20 protein-coding genes and 1 tRNA gene are annotated in these 24,886 nt (G+C 72.7%); 18 read left to right on the top strand and 3 right to left on the bottom strand.

Annotated features, from left to right (window positions below):
* Nucleotides 1-350: 350 nt before the first annotated feature.
* Nucleotides 351-2,999 carry a DNA mismatch repair protein MutS gene (gene mutS, locus D6718_01765; protein ID RMG48487.1) on the bottom strand — a complete coding sequence of 883 codons (2,649 nt, stop codon included), beginning with the start codon at nt 2,997-2,999 and terminating at the stop codon, nt 351-353.
* Nucleotides 3,000-3,139: 140 nt separating this feature from the next.
* Between mutS and D6718_01760 the strand changes: the two genes are divergently transcribed.
* Both D6718_01760 and D6718_01755 read left to right on the top strand, forming a co-directional pair.
* Entirely contained in the window at nt 3,140-3,532 is a 393-nt protein-coding gene (locus D6718_01760) for a hypothetical protein (protein RMG48486.1), read from the top strand.
* Between the two features lie 18 nt (nt 3,533-3,550).
* Nucleotides 3,551-4,771 (top strand): hypothetical protein, encoded by a 1,221-nt coding sequence (locus D6718_01755; protein ID RMG48485.1) that lies wholly within the window; start codon nt 3,551-3,553, stop codon nt 4,769-4,771.
* A 12-nt stretch (nt 4,772-4,783) separates the two neighbouring features.
* Here the strand turns inward: D6718_01755 and D6718_01750 are convergent, their stop codons facing one another.
* Complete coding sequence (locus D6718_01750; GenBank protein ID RMG48484.1) at nt 4,784-6,007, bottom strand: hypothetical protein; 1,224 nt, start codon at nt 6,005-6,007, stop codon at nt 4,784-4,786.
* 67 nt (nt 6,008-6,074) lie between these two features.
* Here D6718_01750 and D6718_01745 point away from each other — a divergent pair, with 67 nt between their 5' ends.
* The 5 genes from D6718_01745 (at nt 6,075) to D6718_01725 (ending at nt 13,819) form a co-directional block, all read left to right on the top strand.
* A complete protein-coding gene (locus D6718_01745; GenBank protein ID RMG48483.1) occupies nt 6,075-6,746 on the top strand; it encodes an outer membrane lipoprotein carrier protein LolA in 672 nt (223 codons plus the stop codon).
* Between the two features lie 65 nt (nt 6,747-6,811).
* Nucleotides 6,812-7,462, top strand: a complete 651-nt coding sequence (locus D6718_01740; GenBank protein ID RMG48482.1) for a hypothetical protein — start codon at nt 6,812-6,814, stop codon at nt 7,460-7,462.
* A gap of 62 nt (nt 7,463-7,524) precedes the next feature.
* Nucleotides 7,525-8,475, top strand: coding sequence for a polyprenyl synthetase family protein (locus D6718_01735; protein RMG48488.1), 951 nt, complete (start codon nt 7,525-7,527; stop codon nt 8,473-8,475).
* Entirely contained in the window at nt 8,375-12,037 is a 3,663-nt protein-coding gene (smc, locus tag D6718_01730; GenBank protein ID RMG48481.1) for a chromosome segregation protein SMC, read from the top strand. Before D6718_01735 ends, smc begins: the two co-directional genes overlap by 101 nt.
* An 18-nt stretch (nt 12,038-12,055) precedes the next feature.
* Nucleotides 12,056-13,819 carry a tetratricopeptide repeat protein gene (locus D6718_01725; GenBank protein ID RMG48480.1) on the top strand — a complete coding sequence of 588 codons (1,764 nt, stop codon included), beginning with the start codon at nt 12,056-12,058 and terminating at the stop codon, nt 13,817-13,819.
* Here D6718_01725 and D6718_01720 read toward each other — a convergent pair.
* Nucleotides 13,803-14,267, bottom strand: a complete 465-nt coding sequence (locus tag D6718_01720) for a hypothetical protein (GenBank protein RMG48479.1) — start codon at nt 14,265-14,267, stop codon at nt 13,803-13,805. The genes D6718_01725 and D6718_01720 overlap by 17 nt on opposite strands.
* Before the next feature lie 163 nt (nt 14,268-14,430).
* Here D6718_01720 and D6718_01715 point away from each other — a divergent pair, with 163 nt between their 5' ends.
* From D6718_01715 to D6718_01665, 11 genes are all read left to right on the top strand, one after another.
* On the top strand, nt 14,431-14,967 hold the full coding sequence (locus tag D6718_01715) for a hypothetical protein (protein RMG48478.1): 537 nt from the start codon (nt 14,431-14,433) through the stop codon (nt 14,965-14,967).
* Between the two features lie 123 nt (nt 14,968-15,090).
* Nucleotides 15,091-15,990 (top strand): hypothetical protein, encoded by a 900-nt coding sequence (locus D6718_01710; protein RMG48477.1) that lies wholly within the window; start codon nt 15,091-15,093, stop codon nt 15,988-15,990.
* 31 nt (nt 15,991-16,021) lie between these two features.
* Nucleotides 16,022-16,112: transfer RNA gene (locus D6718_01705), tRNA-Ser, on the top strand.
* A 243-nt stretch (nt 16,113-16,355) separates the two neighbouring features.
* The gene (locus D6718_01700; GenBank protein ID RMG48476.1) at nt 16,356-17,888 is read left to right on the top strand and encodes an HD domain-containing protein; all 1,533 of its coding nucleotides are present in this window, start codon (nt 16,356-16,358) and stop codon (nt 17,886-17,888) included.
* A gap of 1 nt (nt 17,889) precedes the next feature.
* Entirely contained in the window at nt 17,890-18,156 is a 267-nt protein-coding gene (locus D6718_01695; protein RMG48475.1) for a DUF1573 domain-containing protein, read from the top strand.
* Between the two features lie 9 nt (nt 18,157-18,165).
* Nucleotides 18,166-18,999, top strand: coding sequence for a hypothetical protein (locus D6718_01690; protein RMG48474.1), 834 nt, complete (start codon nt 18,166-18,168; stop codon nt 18,997-18,999).
* A 121-nt stretch (nt 19,000-19,120) separates the two neighbouring features.
* Complete coding sequence (locus D6718_01685; GenBank protein RMG48473.1) at nt 19,121-19,825, top strand: hypothetical protein; 705 nt, start codon at nt 19,121-19,123, stop codon at nt 19,823-19,825.
* 166 nt (nt 19,826-19,991) lie between these two features.
* Entirely contained in the window at nt 19,992-21,206 is a 1,215-nt protein-coding gene (locus D6718_01680) for a hypothetical protein (GenBank protein RMG48472.1), read from the top strand.
* A 249-nt stretch (nt 21,207-21,455) separates the two neighbouring features.
* On the top strand, nt 21,456-22,673 hold the full coding sequence (locus D6718_01675; protein RMG48471.1) for an amidohydrolase: 1,218 nt from the start codon (nt 21,456-21,458) through the stop codon (nt 22,671-22,673).
* A gap of 126 nt (nt 22,674-22,799) precedes the next feature.
* Nucleotides 22,800-23,090 (top strand): HU family DNA-binding protein, encoded by a 291-nt coding sequence (locus D6718_01670; protein RMG48470.1) that lies wholly within the window; start codon nt 22,800-22,802, stop codon nt 23,088-23,090.
* A gap of 228 nt (nt 23,091-23,318) precedes the next feature.
* Nucleotides 23,319-24,886: hypothetical protein (locus D6718_01665; protein ID RMG48469.1), on the top strand; the 1,568-nt coding region annotated here is incomplete at its 3' end.

Here is a 24,886-nt window from a genome sequence, read left to right as displayed (position 1 = left end):
TGACGCCGGAGGAGCTGTTCGGGCGGCGGCGGTTTCCGGATCTGGTGGGTCTGCCGGCGAGCTACCGGAAGGCGTACGAGCGGAAGCTGCGGGCCCGGCTGAAGGAAAAGCTCCCCGCGGCGTGAGCGGGGAGTCGACAGCCGAGCCCGAAAGAGCCGAAGGCGACAAAAAGCCGCTCCGTCTCCGAGTTTCGCCTTGGCTGCCGCACCCGCGGGCCCGCCCTGTCGTTCGTTTCCTTCGATTCTGCCAGCGGAGCCGACCCGAACGCTCCCGCCCCGCCGCAGCGGTCCGGTCAGGAACCGTGCCAACCGGCGCCCGGCGCCGAAAACGCACCGCGAAGGAAGCACCTCTCAAGGGACCGGTCCACGGCGCAGTCGATCCGACAGCTTCGCCAGCAGCGCATGCGCCTCGCGCGGCGACAGGTCGTCGGGATCGGTTCGCCGCAGCTCTTCGAGCACCTCGCGCTCGGCGGGATCCTGGGTCGGCGCTCCGAACAGCGGGAGCTGGGGCGAAGGTCGCCGGCCCGCCGCCCGTTCGATCGCTTCGGCGGCCGAAGTCTTCTCCTCGGTCAACCGTTCGAGGATTTCGCGGGCACGCCGGACGACGTCGTCCGGAAGGCCGGCCAGGCGCGCCACCTGAATGCCGTACGAACGATCGGACGGACCGGGCTCGACGCGGTGGAGCAGGACGATCTCGTGGCCGTGTTCGCGGGCCGCGATGTGCACGTTGGCGAGCCGGGGCAGGAGCGTGGCCAGGTCGGTCAGCTCGTGGTAGTGGGTGGCGAACAGCGCTTTCGGCTGCAGCCGCGGATCGTCGTGGAGCTTCTCCACCACCGCCCAGGCGATCGCCATCCCGTCCCAGGTGGCCGTTCCACGGCCGATCTCGTCGAGAATCACGAGGCTTCGCGGCGTGGCGTTGTGCAGGATGTTCGCCGTTTCCAGCATCTCCACCATGAAGGTCGACTCCCCGCCGGCCAGGTTGTCGGAGGCTCCGACCCGACAGAAGATCCGGTCGCAGACACCGATCCGTGCCGACCGGGCCGGCACGAACGACCCGATCTGCGCCATCAGCACGATCAGCGCCACCTGGCGCAGGTAGGTGCTCTTGCCCCCCATGTTCGGGCCGGTCACGATCAGCAGGCGCCGCTCGGAATCGAGCCGCGTATCGTTCGGAACGAACCCGCCCGCGCCGAGAAGGTTCTCCACGACCGGGTGGCGGCCCGCCTCGATTTCGATCCTGTCCTCGCCGTCGACCAGCGGGCGCGTGTAGCCCTCGGTGTGCGCCACTTCGGCCAGCGACGCGAGTGCGTCGGCTTCGGCGACCGCCGCCGCGGATTCGCGGATCCTTCCGGCGCGGCCGACGACGGCCTCGACGAGACGGTCGAACAGCTCCTTTTCCCGTCCACCGAGCCGCTCCTCGGCCTCGAGGATGCGGCGCTCGAGATCGCGGATCTCGGGGGTGACGAACCGCTCTCCGGTGGCGATCGTCTGGCGGCGTTCGTAGTCGGCAGGAACCTTCGCCAGGTTCGCCTTGCTCACCTCGATGAAGTAGCCGAAGACCTTGTTGTACCGGACCTTCAGGGACGAGATGCCGGTCCGCCGCCGCTCGCGCTCCTCGACCGCCGCGATGAGGCGCCGCCCTCCTCGTGCCAGCTCGCGCGCCTCGTCGAGTTCCGCGTCGTAGCCCTCGCGGATGACGCGGCCTTCGCCAGGGGCGCCGCTGGGCTCGTCGGCGAGGGCGGAGGCGAGCTCGCCCGCGAGATCCTCCAGGGAGTCGACGCGCTCCGCGAGGCGCTGGACCGCCGGGACGTCGATCTCCGAAAGCGCTTCCCGGACCGCCGGGAGCCGCTCGAGGGAGCCGCGCAGCGCGGCAAGATCGGCGGGGGTCGCGCGCCCGAGGGAGGCCCTGCCCAGGAGCCGCTCGAGATCGCGCACGCCGGCCAGGGCGTCGCGAAGCGCCCTTCTCCGGTCCGAGCGATCGAACAGGCCGGAGACGATGGCCTGCCGGCGGCGAATCTCCTCGATGTCGGTCGACGGCTCGAGCAGGTAGCCCTTGAGCGTTCGGGCGCCCATCGGCGTCTTCGTCCGGTCGAGAACCGACAGGAGCGTGTTCCGCCGGCCCCCGTCCCTGAGGTTGCACACCAGTTCGAGGTTCCGCCGTGTCGCGGCGTCGACGAGGAGCGTCCGTTCGGGGCGGAGAACGCGGAACCGGTCGAGGTGTGCCGGCTTGACGCGCTGGGTCGCCCGGAGGTGCTCCAGCGCGGCCGCAGCCGGGGGAAGCGCCGGATGGTCGTCGGGGCACCCCAGCCCCGCGAGCGACGCCACCGCGAGCGCACGGCGGACGCGATCCGCCGCCCCGGCCGGGTCGAACAGCTCGTCGGGGAGCGGCGTGAGGAGCGGGCGCGCCCCGCCCGGCGGAAGCGCCGGAACCCCGCGATCGGCCGCGGATTGCGGAAGGAGCAGCTCGCGCACCCCGTGGCGATCGATGAGGTCGGCGAGATCGTCGGGCCGCCGCAGCTCGGCGAGCATCATGCTCCCGGTGGAAAGCTCGACCAGCGCCGCTCCGCCGGGAGCGCCGTCCCGAAAGTGCACGCTGGCGAGGTACACCTCGTCCCCCGGAGCGGTCCGGCCCGGGTCCGCGAACGTCCCCGGGCTGACGACGCGGACCACCTCCCGCCGAACCATGCCCTTCGCCTGCCGGGGATCTTCGACCTGCTCGCAAATCGCCACCCGGTGTCCGGCCTCCACGAGCCGCGCCACGTAGCTGTCCACCGCGTGGTGGGGAACGCCGCACATCGGCGCTTCGCACGCCGTGCCCTTGCCCCGGGTCGTCAGCGCAATGTCGAGGATCGGCGCCGCGACGACGGCGTCCTCGAAGAAGAGCTCGTAGAAGTCGCCCATGCGGAACAGGAGCAGGGCGTCGGGATGCTGCAGCTTCGCTGCGCGCCATTGCCGGAACATCGGTGTCAGCCGGTCCGGCGGCGGCAGCCGTAGGCCCATGCCGGGAATGGCTCGTCCTCCCCGCGCCCGGCGGGCGCCGGGCCGCATCAGGGTACCGGGAGGCGGGGGGAGGCGTCGACCGCGGTCGCCGCACGCGGTGGTATCGTTTCGGTCGCATCCGGTGACGGAGGTGCGCGTCGATGGCGAACGAACTGCCCCCTGATCCGCCGCTCGAGTCCGAGGCGAGCGAGGTGGCGCCCCCAACCCTCGGGGACGAGGACCGGATCCTCCTCGCCTTCGCCTATCTCGGACCACTGGTGCTCGTGCCGCTGTTCGGCAGCCGCGATCCGTTCGTCCGCTGGCACGCGCGCCAGGGCCTCTGGCTGACCGTCGCCGCGGCAGCGGTGGCCGTTTTGCTCTATCCGTTCCATTGGCTCTTCTCGCTGGTGCCGGTGCTGGGCCGCCTCTTCCTCGCCGCGGAACTGCTGGTCGGGCTCGGCTACCTCGCCCTCGTCGCCCTGGCCATCGCCCGGGCTCTCGACGGCGGCCGGTTCCGCATCCCGTGGCTTGCGGACCTGGCCGACCAGGACTGAGCGGGCTCGGGAGGGGCCGTGAAGGAAGCGGGGCGCCGAGACCGGGAGCGAAGGCCGGCGGTCGCGGCGGTCCCGGAGGCGGCGCCTCCCCGCACTCCGGCGCCACGGGTCTCTTGGCGTGCCGGCGGCTCCGACGCGTCGGTCCCGCTCGCGGCCCCGGAGGGACCCTGCCTGATTCCGGGAGGGGAGCACGCCGCGGTCCTGGCGTCCCTCCTGATCGAAGCGCTCGACCGCGCCGCGGCCCGCGCGGACCGCACGGCGACGCTCAGCCGGGCCGGCGTCACCGTCGAGTTCGCCGGGGGGGCTGATTGGCCGGACCCCTCGGGGCGGCCCTCGATCGTGCTCGGCGGCGGGGACGCCCCCGGCTCCGCGGCCGAACTCGCCCGGCGGGCCGCTCGCGTCGAGTGGGTGGCCCGCGCGTTGGAGGCGCTCGGGCCGAGGGACGCCGAGCGGCTTCGAGCGTATCCCCGTCGGCGGCGCGCGCTGGCCGCGCGTCGCCGCCGCCTCGAGCGCCGGCTGGTGGCCTGGGACGACCGCCGGCGGCGCCGGTCGGTGCGGGTGCGGGCGGGTCTCGGGATTTCCGCCGCCGGCCTGGCCGGTTCGGTGGCTTGCGTGGCGGCCGGCATCCCGGCGGGCGCGGCCGCGGGAGCGGCGCTGTTCTTCGGCGGGGCCACCCTGTTCGCCCTCGCGCGCGTCGAGCCGGAGGGTTGGGAAGAGGAACGCCTCCGCGCCGAAGCGGAGCTCTCGCAGGTCGCGCAGGAAGCGGACGCGCTCGACGAGGAGGCCGCCGCCCTCGCGAAGCGCCTGGGCCTGGCCGATCCGTGGGAGGCGGCTGGGCGTCTCGAAGAGATCGGCTCCCCGAGAGGCGCCGGCGTGCGCGACCCCCGCGAGCGCGAGGAGACCGAAGCCGCGGCCCGCCGGCTGGCCGCGGGCGCGGGCGAGGATCCGGAGGCCATGGCCTGGGAGCGCGGTTGGCAGGAATTCTCGCGGCCGACGGGACGGGGTTGGCCTCCGGAGGTGGCGGCGCCGCTGGGCGACGCCGGTCCCGAGGCGAGCTGGCTCCGCGCCGCCCGCCTCGTCGCCAGGGTCGCGCGGGGGCTCCCGGCGCCGTGGCCGGTCATCTTGTGGGAGCCGTGGCCGGACCGCGAACCGGAGGAGCGAGCCAGGCGCCTCCTCGCGCTCTCCCGGGCGGTGGCGCCCAGACCTCTTCTCGCCGTCGTCGGCCGGCCGGACCGGTGAGGCACCTCCGGGTCAGTCGCCGGTGGACTCTTCCTTCCCGGCGGACCCGGTCTCCGGCGCTCGGTTGCGGGCGTTCTCGAGGAAGACCTTCACGAGCGGCTTGAACACGAGCTGCGCGTACCCGCCGCGCATCGCCCAGCCGCGCAGGTCGACGCCCCGCTGAACGGCCTCGAGCAGGAGGCCCGCCAGCTTCGCCTGCTGGTCCCACAGCGCCGCGCGGACCTCCCGGCTCGGCGCGATGCGGACGCCCTCCCGCCGCTTGAGAGCCACCTGTCGCGTGTCGCCCTCGCGGATCAGACGGGCGGCTTCCTTGACGACCTCGGCGATCTGGGTCTCGAGCTCGTCGTCGGAGAGGGAGGCGACCAGCCGTCCGTCCGGCAGCTCGGTCATCGGCTCGAGCTTGTGCTTGCCCACCTCGAGGGCGCGGTCGATCACCGACAGCACGTACCGCGCGTCGGTCGCCGCTTCTCCCGGGCGGTTGACCAGGGGGGCGATCGCCTCGCGTGCGGCGGCGAGATCGCCGCGGGCCAAGCGCGCCCGCACGAGTCGGATCGGATCGGACCCGGCCGCCGGCTCGACCTCCTGGAGCATCCGTGTCGCCCTGAGGACGAGCGATCCGGCACCGATCGCGCGGCCGGCGTCGACGATGCGCTCGAGGTAGGCGGTGCGGAGCGGCTTTCCCTCCTTCTCCGCTACGTCGAGCGCTCGCTGAAACGGCTCGAGAGCTCCCTTCGCGTCGCCGGCGTCCCGAAACAGCTTGCCCAGCCGGAACCAGGCCTCCGGATCTTTCTCCGGAACGACCAGCCGGCCGGTCCGCCATCGCTCCACCGCGTCCTTGGCCGCGGCGCGGGCCTCCTCCCCCCGGCGGAGGTTCAACAGGGCGTTGACGCGGTAGAAGTGCTCCTCGAGCGAGGAGTCCTCTTTCGCCGCCCGTGCCGAAAGGAGCTCGGCCGCCTTCTCGTAGTGGGGAGCGGGATCCCCGCGCCGCAGATAGGCGAGGCAGAAGCCCCACCGGTAATGGGAGATGCCGTCGAGTCCGGCCTCCCCCTCGAGCCGCTCGAACGCCTCCAGCACGGCGGCGCAGTCGCCGGCCTCGTAGGCGCGGGCGGCGGCCGCCGCGGCCTCCCTGGCCGTGGCGTCCGGCGCGGCGGCGGGACCGGGGGATGGGACGCAGGGAGCGGCCGGGACCGTGGCGGCGGCGGCCGCCAGAGCGAGCAAGCGGCGGAATCCGGGCATGGGTGTCTCCTCGCAGCGGGAGCGGGGCGGATTATGACCGACGGAGGGCGCGCGATACCATGCCCGCATGGCCACGTCCTTCTGCGCGCTCATGCTCGCGTCCGCTGTCGCGCTCGCAGCGCCCGCCGGCGCCGACACGGCCGGCCGGGAAGCCGCCGTCGCCCAGGCCCGGCGCGCGGCCGAACTGCTCCGGCGTGTCGAGTTGGCCTACAGGCACCCGCCCTTCCGCGTCACCTTCGTCCAGGCCCTCGATTCCCCGACGTTCGGCCTGGAAGAGCAGGCGCGTGGAACCGTCCACGTCGTCGCCCCGGGGCGCATCCTGTGGCTATACGACGAGCCGCGCGGCCAGAGGGCGGTGATGGAGCCGGACCGGTGGCTCCTCGTGTCGCCCGCGGATCGGGAGGTGATCATTCGCGAGCGCGATCCGCGGCGCCCGCATCCCGTCGCCGACCTTCTCGCGGGCACCATCGACCTTCTCCACCTGTTTCGCGTTTCCATCGTCGACGAGGGGGAGGATGTCGTTCGGCTGGATCTCGTCCCGACCGAGGTGATGGACGACGTGGACCGGGTGACGCTGGAGGTGTCGCCCGAACGCGCGGAGGTGCGGAGCGTCGTCGTCACCGATCCGCTCGGGTCGCGAATCGTCTACCGCCTCGGACCGCGCGTCCCCGAGGCCCCGCTGCCGGCGTCGGCGCTCGCCGTCGAGATTCCCGAGGGGTACGCCGTTTCCCGCGAGTGAGGCGCCTGCGCGCCGGTTCGCGCTGTTGATCCCTTTTGCGGCGCGGTGCTATCCTCGCGCCCACCGTGCCAGACCTCCGGGACATCCTCCGCCGTGGCGCGCGGCCGCTGACGGCGCTGCCGGTTCTCGCCGCGACGGCGATCGCCGCCCTCGCCCAGGGAGCCGTCGTCGAAGGGCAGGTGTTCGATGACGCCGGACGTCCGGTTCCCGGTGTCGTCGTGCAAGTGGTCGCACAGCAGGCTGGCTTTCTCCAACGGTTGACGGGGAAGCCGCCCCGGGCGACGGAGGTGGGGCGTGCCGTGACGGACGACTCCGGCCTGTTCCGGATCGAGCTGCCTTCGGCGCCCCTCCACGGCAGGCTGTTCGCGTGGTGCGGGGCGACCGGCCCCTGGGACGGTTTGCGTTACGAAAGGCCGGCGCCGCGCGACATCACCCGGGATCTCAGGCGCGGGCATGCCTCGGTGGTCTTCCGCCTGCCGGACGCGCACGCGTGGGCCGAACTGCGCCGGGAGATCGATCGCGCGGGCGGACCGGAGAGCGCGCGGGGCCGGATTCTGCGGCACCACGGCCTGCCGCCCGAGCGGGTGGTCGGCCTGGACGGGCGCGAGGAGTGGATCTACCCCGGTGTGACCTACGTCTTCTCGGGCGGCGAGCTGGTGGAGACGCGCGGCGGGCCGGCCGTGGTGCGTGCCCGCGCCGGCGCGGAGGGGCGGTGAGCGAATCGGTTCGCGAGGGGACCCGCGACCCGGGTCCTCCGGCCCTCGCCGGTGCGCTCGGCCTGATCGGGCCCAAGCTGGCGGCGGTCGAGCGGGAGCTGGCCAGGAATCTCGAGTCCGAATTCGAGCCGATCTCCGCCGCGGGCCGCTACCTGCAGGAAGGCGGCGGCAAGCGCGTGCGGCCGACACTGGTCCTGCTCGTCAGCGGCCTGCTCGGGTACCGGGGCGATCACGACGTTCTTCTGGGTGCGGTGTTCGAGTTCATCCACACCGCCACCCTCGTCCACGACGACATCATCGACGAGGCGGACACCCGGCGCGGGAGGCCTTCGCTCAACCGCGTCCGCGGGAACCACTTCACCGTGTTGATGGGCGATTTCCTCTACATCCGCTCGATGAACATGGCCCTACGGGCGCGGAAGCTGCGGCTGATCGACATCCTGTCCGAAGCGACCGAGAAGATGATCGAGGGGGAGATCCTCGCCCACCACCTGCGCGGCCGGCCGGACGTTTCCGCCGAGCAGCACATGGCGATCATCGAGCGGAAGACCGCCTGGCTCTTCTCGGCTTGTTGCCGGGCGGCGGCGGTGCTCGCCGGTGCCGACCCCACCACCGAGGAGCGGCTCGCCCGCTTCGGGATGGAACTCGGCATCGCCTTCCAGATCGCCGACGACCTGCTCGACCTGACCGGGGACGAGGCGGTCCTCGGCAAGCCGGCGGCCTCGGACCTGCGCGAAGGGCGCCTGACCCTTCCGCTCATCGATCTCCTGGAGTGCGGGTCGCCGGAGGAGCGGAGGGGGGTTCTCGCGGTCCTCGAGGACGGGGGATTCGAGCGGTGCGCCTGGGCCGTGCTTCGCGCCGCGCTCGAGCGCCGAGGGTGCCTCGAGCGGGCCCGCGCGCTGGCCGAGCGGCATGCCTCCCGGGCCCGCGCCGCCTTGGGATCTTTCCCCCCGGGAACCTTCCGGGACGCCCTGCTGTCCCTGCCCGACCTCCTCGTCAACAGGGAGCGCTGACCGAGCGATGCTGCGGCTGGAAAAGCTGGAGTTGGCCGGCTTCAAGAGCTTCCCCGAGCGCACCGTCATCGAGTTTCCCCCCGGCGTCACCGCGGTGGTGGGCCCGAACGGCTGCGGGAAATCGAACATCGCGGACGCCGTCCAGTGGGTTCTCGGGGAACAGTCCGCCCGCGCCCTCCGGGGCCGTCGGATGGAGGACGTCATCTTCGCCGGCTCTCAAGGCCGGGGGCCGGGAGGGATGGCCGAGGTCAGCCTCCACCTCGTGGCGCGAAAAGGGAACGGCCTTCCCGACGGCCGCGAGCGGGTGGTGCTGACGCGGCGCCTGTACCGTTCGGGCGAGAGCGAGTACCTCATCGACGGACGGCCGGCTCGCCTCCAGGACATCCGCGACCTGCTGGAGCAGATTCGAGCCGGTGCGCGCACCTACGCCATCACCGACCAGGCGCGCGTCGCGGCCTTCGTGCTGAGCAAGCCCAAGGAACGGCGCCTGTTCATCGAGGAAGCCGCCGGGATCAGCGGCTACAAGCAGCGCCGCCGCCTGGCCGAGAACAAGCTGGAGGCGACGCGGAGCAATCTGCTGCGCGTCGACGACATCCTTCGGGAGGTGGAGCGGCAGCGCCGTTCGCTCAAGCGGCAGGCTTCTCTCGCGCGCCGCGCGCGGAAGCTGGACGAACAGCTCCGCTCGTTGCGCGGCGTGTGGTACCGGCGCCGGGGCGAGGAGCTGGCGCGGCGCCTCGAGGCGCAGGAGGCGGATCTGGCCGTCGCCCGCCGAGAGGAGGCCCACCTGGAACGGGAAAGGGCCCGGCTGGCGGAGGCGCTCGCGCTCGGCCGCGCCACCCTCGACGAAGCGCGGGCGAAGCGGGACCGCGCCGTCGAGAGGGCCCACGCCGAGGAGCTGGCGGCGGCCGGGATCGAGCGCGAGCTGGAGCAGGCGAGAGGACGCCTCGCGGCGCTCGAAGCGAGAGCCGGGGAACGGGACGGCTCGGAACGGCGGCTGGCGGAAGAACTGCAACGGTGTTCCGCGGAGCGGGAACGGCTGCTCGTCACCGCCGAGGCGCTCGCGGCCGAGAGGAACGAGCTCTCCGAGCGTTGCGCTGCCGCCGAGCGCTCGGCTCGCGATCGCCAGCAGGAGCTGGAGCGGGCGCGGGAGCGGGCCGCGGCCGCGGAGGCCTCCTGGTACGAAGCCCTGCACGAGCGCGCCGACCTGGCCGCGCAGCTCACCGCGGCGCGGGAGGCGGCGGAGCGCGAGGCGGAGCGCGAGCGGGAGGCGCGCGAGGGGACCTCGGCGCTCGAGGCCTCGCTCGAGGCCGCGCGGCGGAGCTTGGAGGAGGCCTCCCGCGCGCTCGCAGAGGCCGAGCGGCGGGAGCGGGCCGCGGCGGATGAACTCGAGCGGCGCCGCGAGGCGGAGGAGGAGGCCGTGCGGCGGCTGGAGGAGGCACGCGCGGCCGAACGAGCGGCAGCGGGAGAACTCGCCGCCTGTGCCGGCGAGAAGTCGGCGCTGGACACGCTCGAGGTGAGGCTCGCGGGGGAGGAACCTGCGGCGAGACTGCTCGAGCGGTCCCGAGAAGCGAGGGTGAAGGCCCGCGGCGTCGTCGCCGACGCGTTGAGCGTCGATCCGGAGGCCGAGCGGGCGGCCGAAGCGCATCTGGACGGGCTTCTCCCGGCCGTCGTCGTGGAGGGCGTCGCCGACGTCCTTCGTGCCGCCGAACTGCCGGTGGAAGGTCGGGTGCGTCTGCTTCCGCTGGACCTGCCCGCCGTCCGGAGAGCGCCGCTCCCGCCGCTGGCAGGGGACGCGAGGGTGCGCGGCCGGCTGGCCGAGTCCATCGCCGGACGCGGCGCCCACGGCCACGAGATCGCGGAGAGGATCGACGAAGCCTACCTCGTGACCGACCTCCGCGCGGCGCTCGAGCTGTACCGCGCCTTTCCGGGGCACGCCTTCGTCACGCCGGAAGGGCACCGGATCGATCCGCGCGGCGTCGTCACCGTGGAGGGCAACGGGCAGATCGGGCGCGAGGGGCTGCTGGCGCGGCACCGCCGGCGGGAGGAGCTGGGCCGGAGACTGGAGGTTCTCGAGAAGGAGGTCTCGGCCGCCCGGCGGGCGGTCTCCTCCGCTCTCGCCGCGCGCGATGCGGCGCTCGCGGAGCGGCGCTCGGCGGAGGAACGCCTTCGGCGAGCGCGGGAGGCGGCGGGGGAGGCGCGCGTCGCCGTCGCCAGGGCCCAGGAGACGCTCGCCCGGTTCGAAAGGGAGCTGGAAATCGCCCGGAGCGCGCAGCAACAGGCCGCCAGCCGTCTCGCGGGGCTGCGCGCCCGCGGTGCCGAACTGGACCGGGAGCTCGAGCGAGTCGAAGCGGCGATCGCGGCGGCACGGGAGGAGGTCGACGCCGCGCGAGAGGGGGTGCGGCTCGCGGAGCAGCGGGCCCGAGAAGCGGTTCAGGAGGCCGCCGCCCTGGCGGCCGAACGGGGCGCTCTCGACGAGAGGCGGGCCGCCCTGGAGCGGGACCGGAGGCGCGTGGAGGCCGAGCTGGCCCGGTTGAAGGAGCTCGACGAGCGAGGCCGGCACGAGAAATCGCGCGCGCGGGAAGAGGCGTGTCGGCTTCGGGAGCGGGCGGAACGGCTGGCCTCCCGGCTCGAGGAGGCGCGCCGGCGGGGGCGGGAGGCAGCGGCCTCCGCGGAGAGGGCCGGTGCGGAGATCGAGCGGCTCGACGCGAAGGTGCGCGAGGTGGAGCGCCGCCACGATCTGGCGTGCGCGGAGTTCGAGACGGTCCGCGGGCGCCGGGAGCGCCTCGCTCTCGAGGTGGAGAGGAGCCGGCTGGCTCTCCAACACGAGCGCGAGAACTGCGTCGAGGAGCTGGGATGCGACATCGCCGCTCTTCCGGAGGTCCGGCCCGAGGGGTTCGACGACGAGGTGCTCGAAAGCCCCGCGCTCCTGCGTGAGACGATCGCCGATCTGCGGCGGAAGCGCGAGCGGGTCGGCGCGGTCAACCCTCTCGCCGAGGAGGAGTACGACGAACTCTCGCGCCGCTACGAGGAGCTCAGCGCCCAGCACGACGATCTGGAACAGTCGATCCGCGAACTGGAAGCGTCGATCCGCCGGATGAACCGCGAGAGCCGGGAGCGGTTCATGGAGGCCTTCCGCGAGATCCGCGCCCACTTCAAGCGGCAGTTCGCGCTTCTGTTCCAGGGAGGAAACGCCGACCTCGTCCTCGACGAAGAGGACAACCCGTTGGAGGCGGGCATCGAGATCCTCTGCCAGCCGCCGGGGAAGAAGCTCCAGTCGGTGACCCTCCTGTCCGGGGGGGAGAAGGCGCTCGCCGCGACGGCGATCCTGTTCGCGATCTTCAGCTATCAGCCGCCTCCCTTCTGCCTTCTCGACGAGGTCGACGCCCCACTGGACGACGCGAACGTCGGGCGGTTCGCCGACGCCGTGAAAAGCTTCACCGACCGCACGCAGTTCATCCTGATGACGCACAACAAGCGGTCGATGGAGATGGCGGACGTGCTGTACGGGGTCACGATGCCCGAGCCCGGCGTGTCGAGCCTCGTCGCCCTCTCCCTCGATTGACGGGAACGGGGCCGGCGGATGGACGGTTCCCCCGCGATGCCGCCGCCACCCCGCCCTCTTCGCTGGCACGGGGCGTGGTTGGCGGCGCTGTTCGCGGCGGCGTTTCTCGTCCGCGCAGCCGTCATCGTCGAGAGCGCGAGGAGCCCGTACCACGAGCACCTGGTCCTCGACGCCGGCACCTACCACCAGATCGCGACGCGGGGCGACCCCGCGGGACCTTTCTGGCAGCCGCCGGGATACCCGTGGTTCCTGCGCGCTGTGTACCGGGCTTTCGGGCGTGACGATCCCGCGCTCGCCCGCTGGGTGCAGGCCCTGTTCGGCGCCGCGGCTTGTCTGTCGATCGCGGCCGCGGGCTCCCGCCTCGGCCGGCCGCGGGCCGGTCTCGCCGCGGGCTGGGCCGCAGCGTTCTACGGGCCGCTCGTCTACTTCGACAACGAAATCCTACCCGCGAGTCCGGGTGTGCTCCTCGCCGCCCTGATCGTCCTCCTGTTGAGCGGCCGGGTCCCTCCCGGAACGGGCCAGGTGCTCGCTGCCGGCGCCGTTCTCGGGGCGGGGGGAGTGCTTCTTCCGCCGCTCGCCGTTCCGGGAGCGCTGCTGGCCGCGTGGCTCGCCCGCCGGTCCGGATGGCGGCGCGCCGCGCTCTTCCTGCTCGTCGCGGCCGTGCCGGTCGTGGCCGTCGCTTGGCGCAATGCACGGTACGGGGAGGGCTTCATCCCGGTTTCCTACAACGGCGGGATCAACTTCTGGATCGGCAACAACCCCGACTATCCCTCCACCGTCGCCATACGGCCCGGGATGGCGTGGAACGAGCTCACCGAACAGCCGCGCTGCCGAGGCGGCGCGCGGACGCGAGCGGCGGAGTCGGCGTGGTTCTACCGGCAGGGACTCCGCTTCGCGACACGCCGGCCCCTGTCCTGGCTCGGGATCGTCGCCTGGAAAACGGCCGCCACCCTCTCGGTCCGCGAGATCGGACGCAACCGCGACATCTACGATGCCCGCGAGGAGTCGGCGGTGATGCGAGCGTTGCTCCTCCCGTGGGGGTTTCCCTTCGTGCTCCTCGGGCCACTCGCCGCCGCCGGCACCGCCGCCCTCGTCCGCCGGAGGACCCTGCCGGCACCCCCGGCGCTGATGGCCGCGGGGGTCCTGGCGGCGTGCGTGCTCTTCTTTCCCACCGCCCGGTACCGCGCTCCCGCCCTCCCGGCGCTCCTGCTGCTGGCGGCGCTCGGCCTGCCGGCGGTGCGGGCGCGGGATCTTCCCGCGGCGGCCGTGGTGCTCGGATTGGGGTTCGTCCCGCCGGGAATCCCCCCGATTCCCCGCGCGGAGACCTCGTACAACATCGGCATGTCGTTGAGCACCGCGGGGCGGCCGCGCGCGGCCCTCGCCTTCTACGAGGAGGCGCTCGAGCGCGACCCCGGGCACGCGGACGCCCACTGGGCGCGGGCGGCGGCCCTCGCGAAGCTGGGGCGGGACGAGGAGGCCCGCGCCGAACTCCTCCGCACGCTCGAGCTGGACCCCGGAGCGAGCCTCGCCTGGCAGGCGCTGGGCGCGTACCACCGGCGGCAGGGCAACCTCGAGGCCGCGCGGGCGTGCCTGGCGCGCGCGGTGGCCGCCGACCCGTGCAACCGGGTGGCCCGCGCGCTCCTGGCGCACGCCTTGCTGGATCTCGGTCTGTACCGCGCGGCGCGGCGGGAGCTCGACGAAGCGCGGCGCATCTACCCGCGCCGCGACCGCTCGCTCGAGGAAGCGGAACGCCGCTACCGTCGCCTCACCGGGGCGAGGTGAGCGGCTGGTCGGCCTCGAGGGTCGCCGGGCGCCGATCCCCCTCCCGGAGCACGGCGACCGCCACGCTGAGAACGGGGGCGTCGATCGCCGAGGGCACGGGGAGGGCGAACCGGCCGATCTCGCGCGTGCTTCCGGGGGGAACCGTTTCGTCGTCCCCCAGCCGGTCCCGGAGGGCCGCCGACTCCTCGATCCAGGTGATCGCCGGCCTGTCGCGGGCGTCGAGGAGGAGGAGGGCGATCCGCTCGACCCGGAACGGGCGGTCCGACAGGTTGTCGACGCGCAGGTGGAACCGGACCTCGCCGCTTTCCCGCTGCAGCGCCGTCACCCGGACCCGCCCGGGAGGCGGCTGAGGCCCCGGAGGCGCGAAACGGGAGAGGATCAGGGCGCCCAGGGGGTAGGCGAGAAGGAGGAGGATCAACACGCCGAGGCGGAACGCCGTCCGGCGCATCGATCGTTGCGGCTCTTCAGCGCTCACGCCCGGCGGCCTCCCGGCGACCGCCTCCCCCCGCCGCGACGCGAGACGATACCAGATTCCGCCGGCTCCGGTCGCGCGGATATACTGCGGCGCCGGAGCGCCGGCGAGATCGGCGGCCGGCGATGGGGGTTCGGCGATGGATTTCCAGCAGGCATTGCGGCGGGCGTGGCGGATCGTTCAGCTCGACGAAGAGGCGGTGAAAGAGGTTGCCGAGGACCGCGAGGCGCTGCTCCCCGGCCTGCTCATCGCCGTCATCGGCGGCCTGCTCGCCGGAATCGGGGGGGCCTTCTGGAGCGCGGGCCTCGGCCTGCTGTTCGTTCCCGCGGGAATCGTGTGGCTGCCCGTCTCGGTTTTCGTCACCGCGGTCATCTACCACCTGCTCGCCATCCTCTTCGGAGGCCAAGGAAGACTCGGCTCGCTCTTCAACGCGCTGGCGCACGGGCTGGGACTGACGCAGTGGGTCGGGATCGTGCCCGTCATCGGGAGCTTCGTGGCGAGCCTGTGGGGGCTCGTGGTCAGCGTGGTGGCCGTCCGCGCGGTGCACTCGCTCTCGACGGGGCGGGCCGTCGCGGTCGTCGCGATCCCCATCGTTCTGCTGCTGGCGTGCTGCGCGGCCGTCGTGCTGGTGGCCGGCGCCACGACGCTGGCGGCGTTCTTCCTCGGCCAGCAGTGAGGCGCCCGGCGGGCGCCTGTTGACCCCCGAACGCCCAGGCGCGATCTTCCCGCTGAAGGGTGCGCCCGCCGTCCGCGGCGCCGGTCGCCGCAGCGGAGGGGCGGGGCGGGAAGAGGAACGGCGATGCGTGTGCTCGCGCTGGGGTCGGGACGACCGGGGACCGGGAAGTCCTTCCTCGCCGCCAATCTCGGAACGGCGCTCGCGCGGCGCGGCGTCCGCGTTTGCCTCGTCGACCTCGATCTCGCCGCTTCCGACCTGCACCTCCTGCTCGGTCTTTTTCGCCCCCCGCACGGACTGCTCGATCTGCTGCGGGGAGGTGCGCGCAGCCTCGAGGAGATCATGCACCCGGTGGGTGACACCGGCCGGCTGTTTCTGGTACCCGGAGCGGGGGAGACCGTGCGCGGCCTGCAGGCCGAGGAGGTCGAGGGCCTGGCGGAGGACATCGCCGCGCTGCCGGTCGACATCGCGATCGTCGATCTCGCCGCGGGGACTTCTCAGGCGATGCTGGACCTGTTCTGCGCGGGGGACGAAGGCTGGGTGGTGGCTGCCGAGGACGCCGGGCCCATCGATGACGTGGTGCGCTATCTGCGGCTGAGCCGGCTCCGCCGGGTGGCACGGCGGCCGGCGGCGGCTGCGCCACGGCGGCCCCGGGTGTACACCTCCCTCGACGACCTCGTCAGGGACATGAGTGCGCTCCGTAGCGCCGAGGAGCGCGGCGGCGGTCCGTTCCGGCAAGGTGTCCTGCTCAACCGCTGCGGTCCGAACAGCGAGAGGTTCGCCGAGGAACTCGCCGAACGGATCGAATCGGAGCTTCCCGGCGGCTGTCACCTGCCGCTCATCGCCAAGATCCCCGAGGACCCCGCCGCGGCCGAGGCGTTCGCTGCGCTGACGCCTCTTCTGGCCCACGCGCCGCATTCACCCGCGGCCCGCGTGATCGACGACCTGGCGGCGCAGATCGCCGGTTCGGCCGCCTCGGAACCCGCCGGCGAAACGGCCAGCGGGCGCCTCGAACCGGTACCCTGACGGCCGGCCCCTCCCGCTAGAATGCGCGCGCGGAGGGGTGGCCGAGCGGTTTAAGGCAGCGGTCTTGAAAACCGCCGTGGGCCTCGCGCCCACCGTGGGTTCGAATCCCACCCCCTCCGCCAGCTCGATCCTCGAAGCGGCCGGCTGGCCCTCCGCTTGTCCCTCGACGGCCCCGGCCTGGCGCCCGTCGGAACGCCGGCGACGGCGGGCCGGGACCCAGCGGCCCCGGAGCGAAGCCCGCGCGAGCGCCGCGCCGGCAGCGGTCCGGGCGGGGGCGCCCTCCGCCGCTCGGGAAAGGGGCGGGCCCTCGCACCGGTCAGCGCGCGCGGGGAGGAGCGCCGCCGTCGGCGGGCGGCACCCCGAAGGTGCGCGATCCGATGCGTCGTGAAGTGCATCCGCAAGGGTGCGTCGTCCCGCCGAAGCCTTCGGACGATCGGAGCTTCCGCTGTCGAATGGACCGATGCCCGAGGATCGGGCCGAACTGTCTGTTTTCCATCAAGTTGCCTGGCGTTTCGCACCGTCGAGGGAGCACCTCCGACTCGTCGAGCGCTCCCGGGTTGCGGCGGCCGGAAGGCCCCGGGCGGCGCCATCTCGGGCAAGTCCTTCTTTTCCGTCGGGTTGCGCAGCGACTCGCGCCTCGAGGGCTCACCTCCCTCTCGGGGCGCCCCGGCGGCCCCGGTGCCGGCCACCGACCGCCGTCATCGCACTGTTCGCGCGAGTCCCCGGGGCGATCTCGCCCCGGCGAGCGTCCGCCCCGCCGGGCCGGGGCCGGGGCCGGCCTCAAGCCTGCTTCCTGGTGGGCCGAAGAGCCCGCCGGGGGAGATCGGTGCCGGGGTCGATCCCGGGCCGGTGGGGCGGTCTCGACCCCGAACGAGGCAGGCATGCCCGATGCCGCGGTCAAGACCGGCTTCTTCCGGATCCCGCTCGACCAGCTCAAGGCCGACACGATTCTCGGGTTCGACCTGTACATCCAGCATGGATCTCAGGAACCGGTCCTGTTCCGGGCGCGCCGCCTTTCCTTCACCGAAGAGCACCGGGCCCGGCTCGAGCGCAGCGGCAGCGAGGCCCTCCTCGTGCCGGAAGCCCAGCGGCCGGACTACGAAGCTTACGTGCAGGAGCACTCCGCGGCGCCGGCCGCGCCGCCGCTCCGGCCCCGCGAAGAGATCCAGAAGGAGCTCGCCGCGGTCACCGACCCGAAGCGCCCCCTCCGGCGCCGGTGCCGCATCGTTCTCGACACCTCACGCGAGCTTCTCCAGCACGCGTTCATCGACCCATCCGTCCCGGGGCTTCCCGAGTCGATGCACGACTTGGCGAAGAGCACCGGCCACCTCTTGCTGGCCGAGCGCGATGCGCTCCGGCGCCTCGTCTCGATGTTCCGGCTCGACTACGAGACGATCAGCCACTCGACCAACACCGCCGTGTACACCGTGGCCCTGGCGCGCGCCGGTGGCATCGAGGATCCGGTCCAGCTCGCCGCGATCGGCCGCGCAGCCCTCGTGCACGACATCGGAATGGCGGCCGCCGGCGAGGAGCGGCCTCCGGGTGCACCCGACGCACTTCGGGACCATCCGGAGGCGGGGGCCCGGATCCTGGAAGAAGCCGGTTGGAACGACGGGCTCTGCCTCGAGGTGTGCCGGGCCCACCACGAGCGTTACGACGGCTCGGGTTACCCGCGCGGGCTCAAGGGCGGGATCATCCACCCCGTGGCCCGGATGGTGGCCATCGCCGACACCTACGACGAGCTGACCTCCGCGCGGCCGGGCTGGGTTCCGCTGACCGGGTTCCAGGCCCTCTGGAAGATGAGCCGGGAGATGTCGGGCCGCTTCGACCCGGGGTACCTGGAGCTGTTCATCCGGATGCTCCTCGGCGAAGAGGGCCGCGCGCACCGGCCGAGGTAGAATGCGCCGGGACGCATCCCGGTCCCGGGAGGAGATGACGATGCCGATCCCCGCCGCGCGTGCGTGGCTGACGGCCCTCGTAGCGATTCCGGCGGCGCTGGCGGTTGCGGCGCCGCCGGCCGCGGAGGGGAAAGCTCCGCGTCTCGTCGTCGAGAAGGAGAGCATCGACATCGGGGCGGTGCGCGCGGGCGAGGATGCGGTGGCGACCTTCGTCCTTCGGAACGAGGGTGACGCCCCCCTCCACGTGCTGCGAGCGAAACCGAGCTGAGGCTGCTCGGTGGCCGAGTTCGACTCGGTCATCCCGCCCGGTGGGCAGGGAAAGGTCGTCGCCAAGGTCCACACGAAGGGTCAGCAGGGGCGCCGGACGAAGACGATCTCCGTCCAGACCGACGACCCGGTTCGACCGAACGTGACGCTCCGCCTTTCCTTCGAGGCGCGTCCGGCGGTAGCCGTCTACCCGGCCCCGACGGTCAACCTGGTGGCCGTCCAGGGGGAGAAGGCGGAGGCCTCGCTCCTGCTGCGCCGGGGGGACGGAGCGCCTCTGCGCGTGGAAGCGGTGGAAGCCAGCCGGCCCGGCGTGGAAGCGGAGGCGGTTCCGGTCGAGGAGGACCAACCGGCGGAGGGTCGGCTTCCGGCGGCGCACGCCGGCGACTGGAAGGTCAGGATTCGGCTCGCCTCGACCCGGGAGCCCCGGTCGGAGACGGGGCGCCTCCACATCCGGACCGACCACCCGGAGCAACGGGATCTGTCCATCCCGCTCCGCATCCAGGTCCGCCCCGCCGTCGAGGCCAGCCCCAAGGCGGTGTCGCTCCGGGTCACCCCGGGAGAGGCGCCCCGCCCCGCGGTGGTGATCCTCCGGCACAACGGGCACCGGCGTTTTCGGATCGCCGCCTTGAAGCTCGAGGGAGAACTGCCGGGGATCAGGGTGCGAGGGGGAAGCGGGGATCCGGCGCCGGTGCAGCGCGCGGAGATCGTCGTCGACCCGTCCGCTCCGCCCGGCCGGCACACCGGGAAACTGATCGTCCGCGTCGCCGTCGGGAAAAAGAAGCTCCCGCCCGTCGAAGTGCCGGTGACCGTCGAGGTGGCCGCGCAGGACGGCGGGAGTCTATGATCGGTCGCCCGAGCCGTCGGAGGGTCTCGGGCCGCCGCGCCAGCCCGAGTGCGGCGGCCGCGCCGAGCGGCGCTGAGCGCGCCTCGCTTTTCCGGACCGTCGCCGGAGCATGTCCCGGGACATGAAGGAGCAGGCCATGGAGAGAGCGTCCGTGTTCGCCCTGGCCGCGGTGCTTCTCGTGAGCCTTGCGCTCGCCGGGAAGGGAAGCGCCGGACTGCCGGAGGATCCGCGCGACATTCCGCGCGAAGCCCAGTTGACGGTCACCAGGACCACGGCCGATCTTGACCGTGACGGCCGCCCGGAAGGGCTGATCCTGGTCAACGCGATGACGGGCGAACAGGATCCGGCCCGCGCCTCGGAGGTCGTCGTGGGCATCACGGCGCCGGACGAAGGGGACCGGAGGGGAGCGCTCCTGTGGAGCCGACACGTCATGTCGGAAACCGGGCGGCCGGCGCACGACGGCGAACTCACCGTCGTGGACCTCGACGGCGACGGCCGCCAGGAGCTGATCCTCACCTGGGACCGGTCTCTCTCCCCCAAGCGGATCGACCGTTGGGCCGAGATCTACGCCACCGAGCAGCTGCGGCAGCCGCGCAAGATCTGGGAGGGGGCGTGGGAGCGCGATACGCGCCGCGATCCCCGAACCCCGGCCGCCGAGCGCGAGTGGTTCCGCCGCGAGATCGACTACCGTGCGACCCGCAAGGCCGCTGGCCGCGCGGTCGTCTTCGTGAAGCGGATCGGAATGGCCGCCGGCAAGGCCGTGGATCCGCCCAAGGGCGTGCAGGAACGCGTCGACGTCGCCTTGCGGCGGCCACCGCGGGGCTGATCGCCGCTCTCGCCGGGTGGAGTCCCGGTGCCGCCGCCGCCGAGCATCGGTTCCCCCTGGCATACCCCGCCGGCCAGGCGCACGCAGTTTCGGCCCGGCTGACCCCCGGCCGCCCCGGTCGCTGGCGGGTCCGCGCCGAGTGGCGAGGGCGCGGTCTCGCCGGGCTGTGGCTGTACGACCCGGAGGGCCGTGCGCTGGGCAAGCGCGTCGGCGCCTCCCCACTGGAGCTGGACTTCGAGGTCCCGTCCGGGTCCGCGGGCCGGGAGTACCGGGCCCGCTTCCGGCCGCTGACGGCACGCGGAGAACTCGACGGCGCCCTCGTCTGGACCGAGCCCCCCCGGCCTCCCGCCCCCGAGGGCGAGCCGGCCTCCGCGGAGCAGCCCCCAGCGGTTCCACCGTGTCTGGCGGACCTGGAGCCGTCCGCGGAAGGGACGGGGGCGCTGGCGGCGATCGCGGAATCGCTCTCGGAGCGCGGAGACACCGGCGAGTGGCTGGCTTCCTGGCTGGCCCGGATCGCCCGGGCGCTTCCCCCGGATCTTCCGGCCGAAGGGCGCCGGGCTGCGATCGACCGGCTGTGGGAGAAGCTGCGTCGCGAGCGGTCTCCCGACACGGATGCGGAGCGCCGGCTGCGAGCCTGGCTCGCGGCGCTGGAGAACCTGGCTCGGACGGCTCGGGACGATCGAGCGGCGGAGGAGCGTTTCCGATCGGCTCTGGCCGGGGCCTCGTGCCTGGTCCGAAAGGCCGGCGGTCCCGCCTCCTGAGTTCCCGAGAAGATCGCGGGCGTTTCTTCCCCGTCGTCCCGTTCGAAGAGGCGGGGGCGCATCCCCAATGGTGTGCATTCCCCTCGACGTCGTTGGGGGTTCGGTGGTTCCGGTTTCGAGCGGCACGCCTGCGGCGGAGTCGGGCCGAAGCGCCCCCCTTTCATCGGGTGCTATCCCCACGGTGCGATTCCGGGCCCAACCCGGCGAAAAGAACGAAGATCGGGTCGCGCCGGCCGGCGACGACCGGCCGGGGAGAGCAAGCCCGGCGACGACGGCGAGTGGCAGCGGGATACGCGCCGTCGCGGATGCACCTCGCCTTCATCGAGTCGGGCGGCGCTTCCTATCGTTCGGGGCGCACCCGTCGAAGAGCCCGATCAGCGCCAACGGTGGTGCGAATCGCCGCGCGAGCCGGTGAGAGGAAAACAGCTCGAGCCGATCTCGAGGGCATCGCGCCATCGCAGATCGCGACCCCCGAGCGCTCGGCACCTCGGATGCGAAGACGCGCCACCGGGGTGCATCTCGCGGAGGGGGAACCCTCGACGGTGCGCTGCGCTGTCCACGTCGATGCAAGGCCGCGCTTCGCCGCGGTTTCGCACGATGCGAGCGGTCCGGTGCCATGACGTTCCGGATTTCGGGGAGTTGCACGCGATAAAAGGCACCGTTGCGGGAGCACCTCACTCGGTCTGGGACCCGCCGCGAGGACCTCGGGGGCCGGTGCGGTCCCGTTCCAGCGTTTCGACGGGCCGGGAGCGGCAGGACCCACCGCCGAGGGGCACCTCGCTCCACCGTGGGAGAAGCGGGGAAGGCGCCCCGGGGGTTCCCCTCGCTTATGATCGAGCTGCCGCGGACACGGGCGGCGGAGGGCCACGATGGCGGACTCGGAGATCCTGGCCGGGCGACTCGCCGCCGCGGTTCGGTCGGGGGGGCGGGGCGCGCTCGCCGAACGCCTGTTGCAGCACCAGCGGGCCTTGCACGCGATCCCGGAGCTCGCCTACGAGGAGCACCGGACGGCCCGCTACCTCGCTCGTGCCCTCGAGGCCGCCGGTCTGGTCCCCAGGACCGGTGTGGGCGGAACCGGTGTGGTGGCGTCGCTCGAGGGGGGGCCCGGCCCCACGGTGCTCGTCCGCGCCGACATGGACGGCTTGCCGATCCACGAGGCGCCCGATCACGATCCGCGATCCGGGATCCCGGGACGGATGCATGCCTGCGGCCACGACGGCCACATGGCGATCGTGCTCACACTGGCCGAGCGCCTGACGGCGGTGCGGGAAGAGCTGCCGGGCCGGATCCTGTTCCTGTTCCAGCCGGCGGAGGAGGCGGGCCAGGGAGGCCCGAGCGGGGCGCAGCGGCTGTGCGAGGAGGGGCTCCTCGACGCCGAAGGGGTCGACTACGTCCTCGGGCTTCACCTCTGGAGCTATTACCCGCTGGGAACCGTGGTCGTCCCAGACCGGTTCGTGATGGCCTCTTCCGACGAGTTCCGGATCCGGGTCATCGGAAAGGGGGGGCATGCGGCCGTGCCGCACGCCGCTCGCGACGCCGTCCTCGCCGCTTCCCAGATCGTCGTCGCGCTGCAGGCGGTCTGTGCCCGTGACGTCGATCCCCTGGCGCCGGCGGTCGTCTCCGTCGGATCGATCCACGCGGGCACGGCGCCGAACGTGCTCCCGGAAGCGGCCGAGCTCAGCGGAACGTTCCGGGCGCCGGATGCGGAGACCCGGGAGCGGCTCCGCCGGAGGATCGTCGAGACGGCCGAAGCGATCGCGCGAGCGCGCAATGTCCGGGTCGAGATCGGATTCGCGGGCGGGTACCCGCCCACCGTCAACGATCCGCGCTGCGCGGCGAGGGTGCGGGAGGCGCTGCGGCCGGTCTTCGGCGAGAAGGTCGCGACGGGCCCCCCCACGATGGCGAGCGAGGACTTCGCCTTCTACCTCGAGCGGCGGCCGGGGGTCTTTTGCCTGCTCGGGATGCGCGACGAGGAGTCGGGTGCGGTGCACCCGCACCACGCGCCCGCCTTCCGCATCGCTCCGGACGCGCTCCCGCTCGGGCTGGAGGTGCTCCTCCGGGGGGCCGCCGCCCTCCTTTCCGGTTGACCCGGTTCTGCTTTTCTCTCACACGGGCACGCCGACTGCCCCCGCCCCGCCCTCGGCGGGCGGCTCGGGGCGTCCTGCAGGGGTAGAAGGGAAGAGCCCGAGTCCCGTCGGGTGGGAGGGACACGGATGAACCGTCACGAGATGATCGTCCGCCTCGCCGAGCTGGCGGGGCTGAGCCTGCCGGAGGCGCGCCGCGCGGTCAGGGCCCTGTTCTCCGTCGCCGAAGGGGAGGGGCTGATCGCCGACGCCCTCGACCAGGGAGAGAGAGTCGTCGTCACCGGTTTCGGCACCTTCCAGGCCCGGTGGCGGGGGCCCCGCCTGTTCCGCGATCCGGGGAGCGGCCGGCTGTCGCGGCTCGAACCGGTGCGTGTCGTCCGGTTCCGGCCGGGGGCGGGGCTGAGGGAAAGGCTGCGCTGAGATCCGGACGGCGTTCGGATTCCCGGACGGATTCAAGAATTTGAACGCCAGCGTGCCGTCCCGGCGCGGCCCGTTTTCTTAAGTCGCTTATCGACAATGGGTTGGGTGGAATCGCTGCTCTGGCACCGTGGTTGCTACGCCCCGGGCGCGCGGTCGTCCGCGCCGAGGCGAAAGTTTGGCGAAAAACGTCCCCGATCCGTGCGGGGCCATCACAACAGAGGAGGTGGCATGAGGAAATTCGGGATCGTCCTGCTGCTGCTCCTGCTCGCGGCCGGATTCGCGCTCGCACAGGAGCGGACGACAGGGACGCTCGAGGGGGTGGTCGCCGACGCCGACGGCAACCCCATCGACGGGGCGGTCGTCACGATCGTCGGTCCGCAGGGGACCCGGACGGCGATCACCGACGCCGAGGGCCGCTACTCGTTCCGCGGGCTGAGCCCCGGTCGCTACTCCGTCAAGGCGGAGGCCGAGGGCTACGGCGCCGTGGTCCAGAGCGACGTCGACGTCTTCATCGGCCGCCGCACCCAGGTGCCCTTCGCGCTCCAGAAGGGGCTCGAGGAGGAGATCCGGGTGGAGTCCCAGGCTCCCGTGGTCGACCTGAAGAGCACCACGACCGGCGAGTCGGTGAAGGTCGAGGACTTCGCGCCCTACGTGCCGCTGGGCCGGAACCTCGTTTCGGTGTTCTCCATCGCCCCGGGCGTGTCGGACGGCGGCGGGACCGGCCAGGTCAACGCGTCGATCTCCGGCTCCTCCGGGCTCGAGAACGCCTACTTCGTCGACGGCGTCAACATCACGAACAACGGGTACGGCGCGCTGGGCGCGTACTCGATCGTGTACGGCTCGCTCGGGACCGGCGTCACCTACGACTTCCTTGAGGAGGTCCAGGTGAAGACCGGCGGGTTCGAGGCCGAGTACGGGCAGGCCGGAGGCGGCATCGTCAACACCGTCGTGAAGTCCGGCTCGAACGACTTCACGCTCGACGTCGCGTGGTACGAGGAGCCGACCGCGCTCGAGGGTGTGCGGGGTCAGCGGACCGACTTCCCCAACATCGCCAACGTGGTCGACTCGAAGCGCCGCGACATCACGCTCTCCTCGGGCGGTCCGATCCTTCGCGACCGGCTGTTCTACTTCGCCGCCTACAATCCCGTGGAGACGGAGACCACGTTCCGGCTGACGAGCGGCAGCCCGGACGTCCTGTACGACCTCGACGGTGACGGCACCGCGACCGACTCGTTCCCCGTCGGAGCCACCATCTCCGGCGGGCGGACGCCGGCCGAGGTGACGCGCAAGCGCTCCACGGACAACTACGCGGCGAAGCTCACCTTCTTCGCCACGCCCAACCACAAGCTCGAGCTCACCGCCTTCGGCGATCCCTCGGACGGCGATGTGGGTCCGCAGGCGCCGACCACCTTCCTGCGCAACCTCACCGATCCCACCATCCTGGATCCGCTGACCGGTGCCACCGGGCTCGACTGGGGCGGTGACCAGATCGCGCTGAAGTACCAGGGTGTGTGGACCTCGAACTTCTTCACCGAGATCCAGTACGCCAACAAGGAGAACCACTTCAGAGAGGTCGGCCCGGGCACGGAGTTCCGGTTCGTGTTCGACGTCGACGCCAACACGACTCGCGGCGGCGCGGGCTTCTACGAGGACCTGAAGGACGAGTCGGACCAGTACTCGTTCAAGAACACCCATGTCTTCGGTCCGGTGGAACTCAGCTACGGCTACCAGCAGGAGGACATCAACTGGGCGCAGCCGCGGCTCCGCAGCGGACCGACCTACACGGCCTACTTCCC

This window comes from Acidobacteriota bacterium (assembly GCA_003696075.1).
Lineage (GTDB): Bacteria > Acidobacteriota > Polarisedimenticolia > J045 > J045 > J045.
This window is presented reverse-complemented; position numbering and strand designations above follow the sequence as displayed.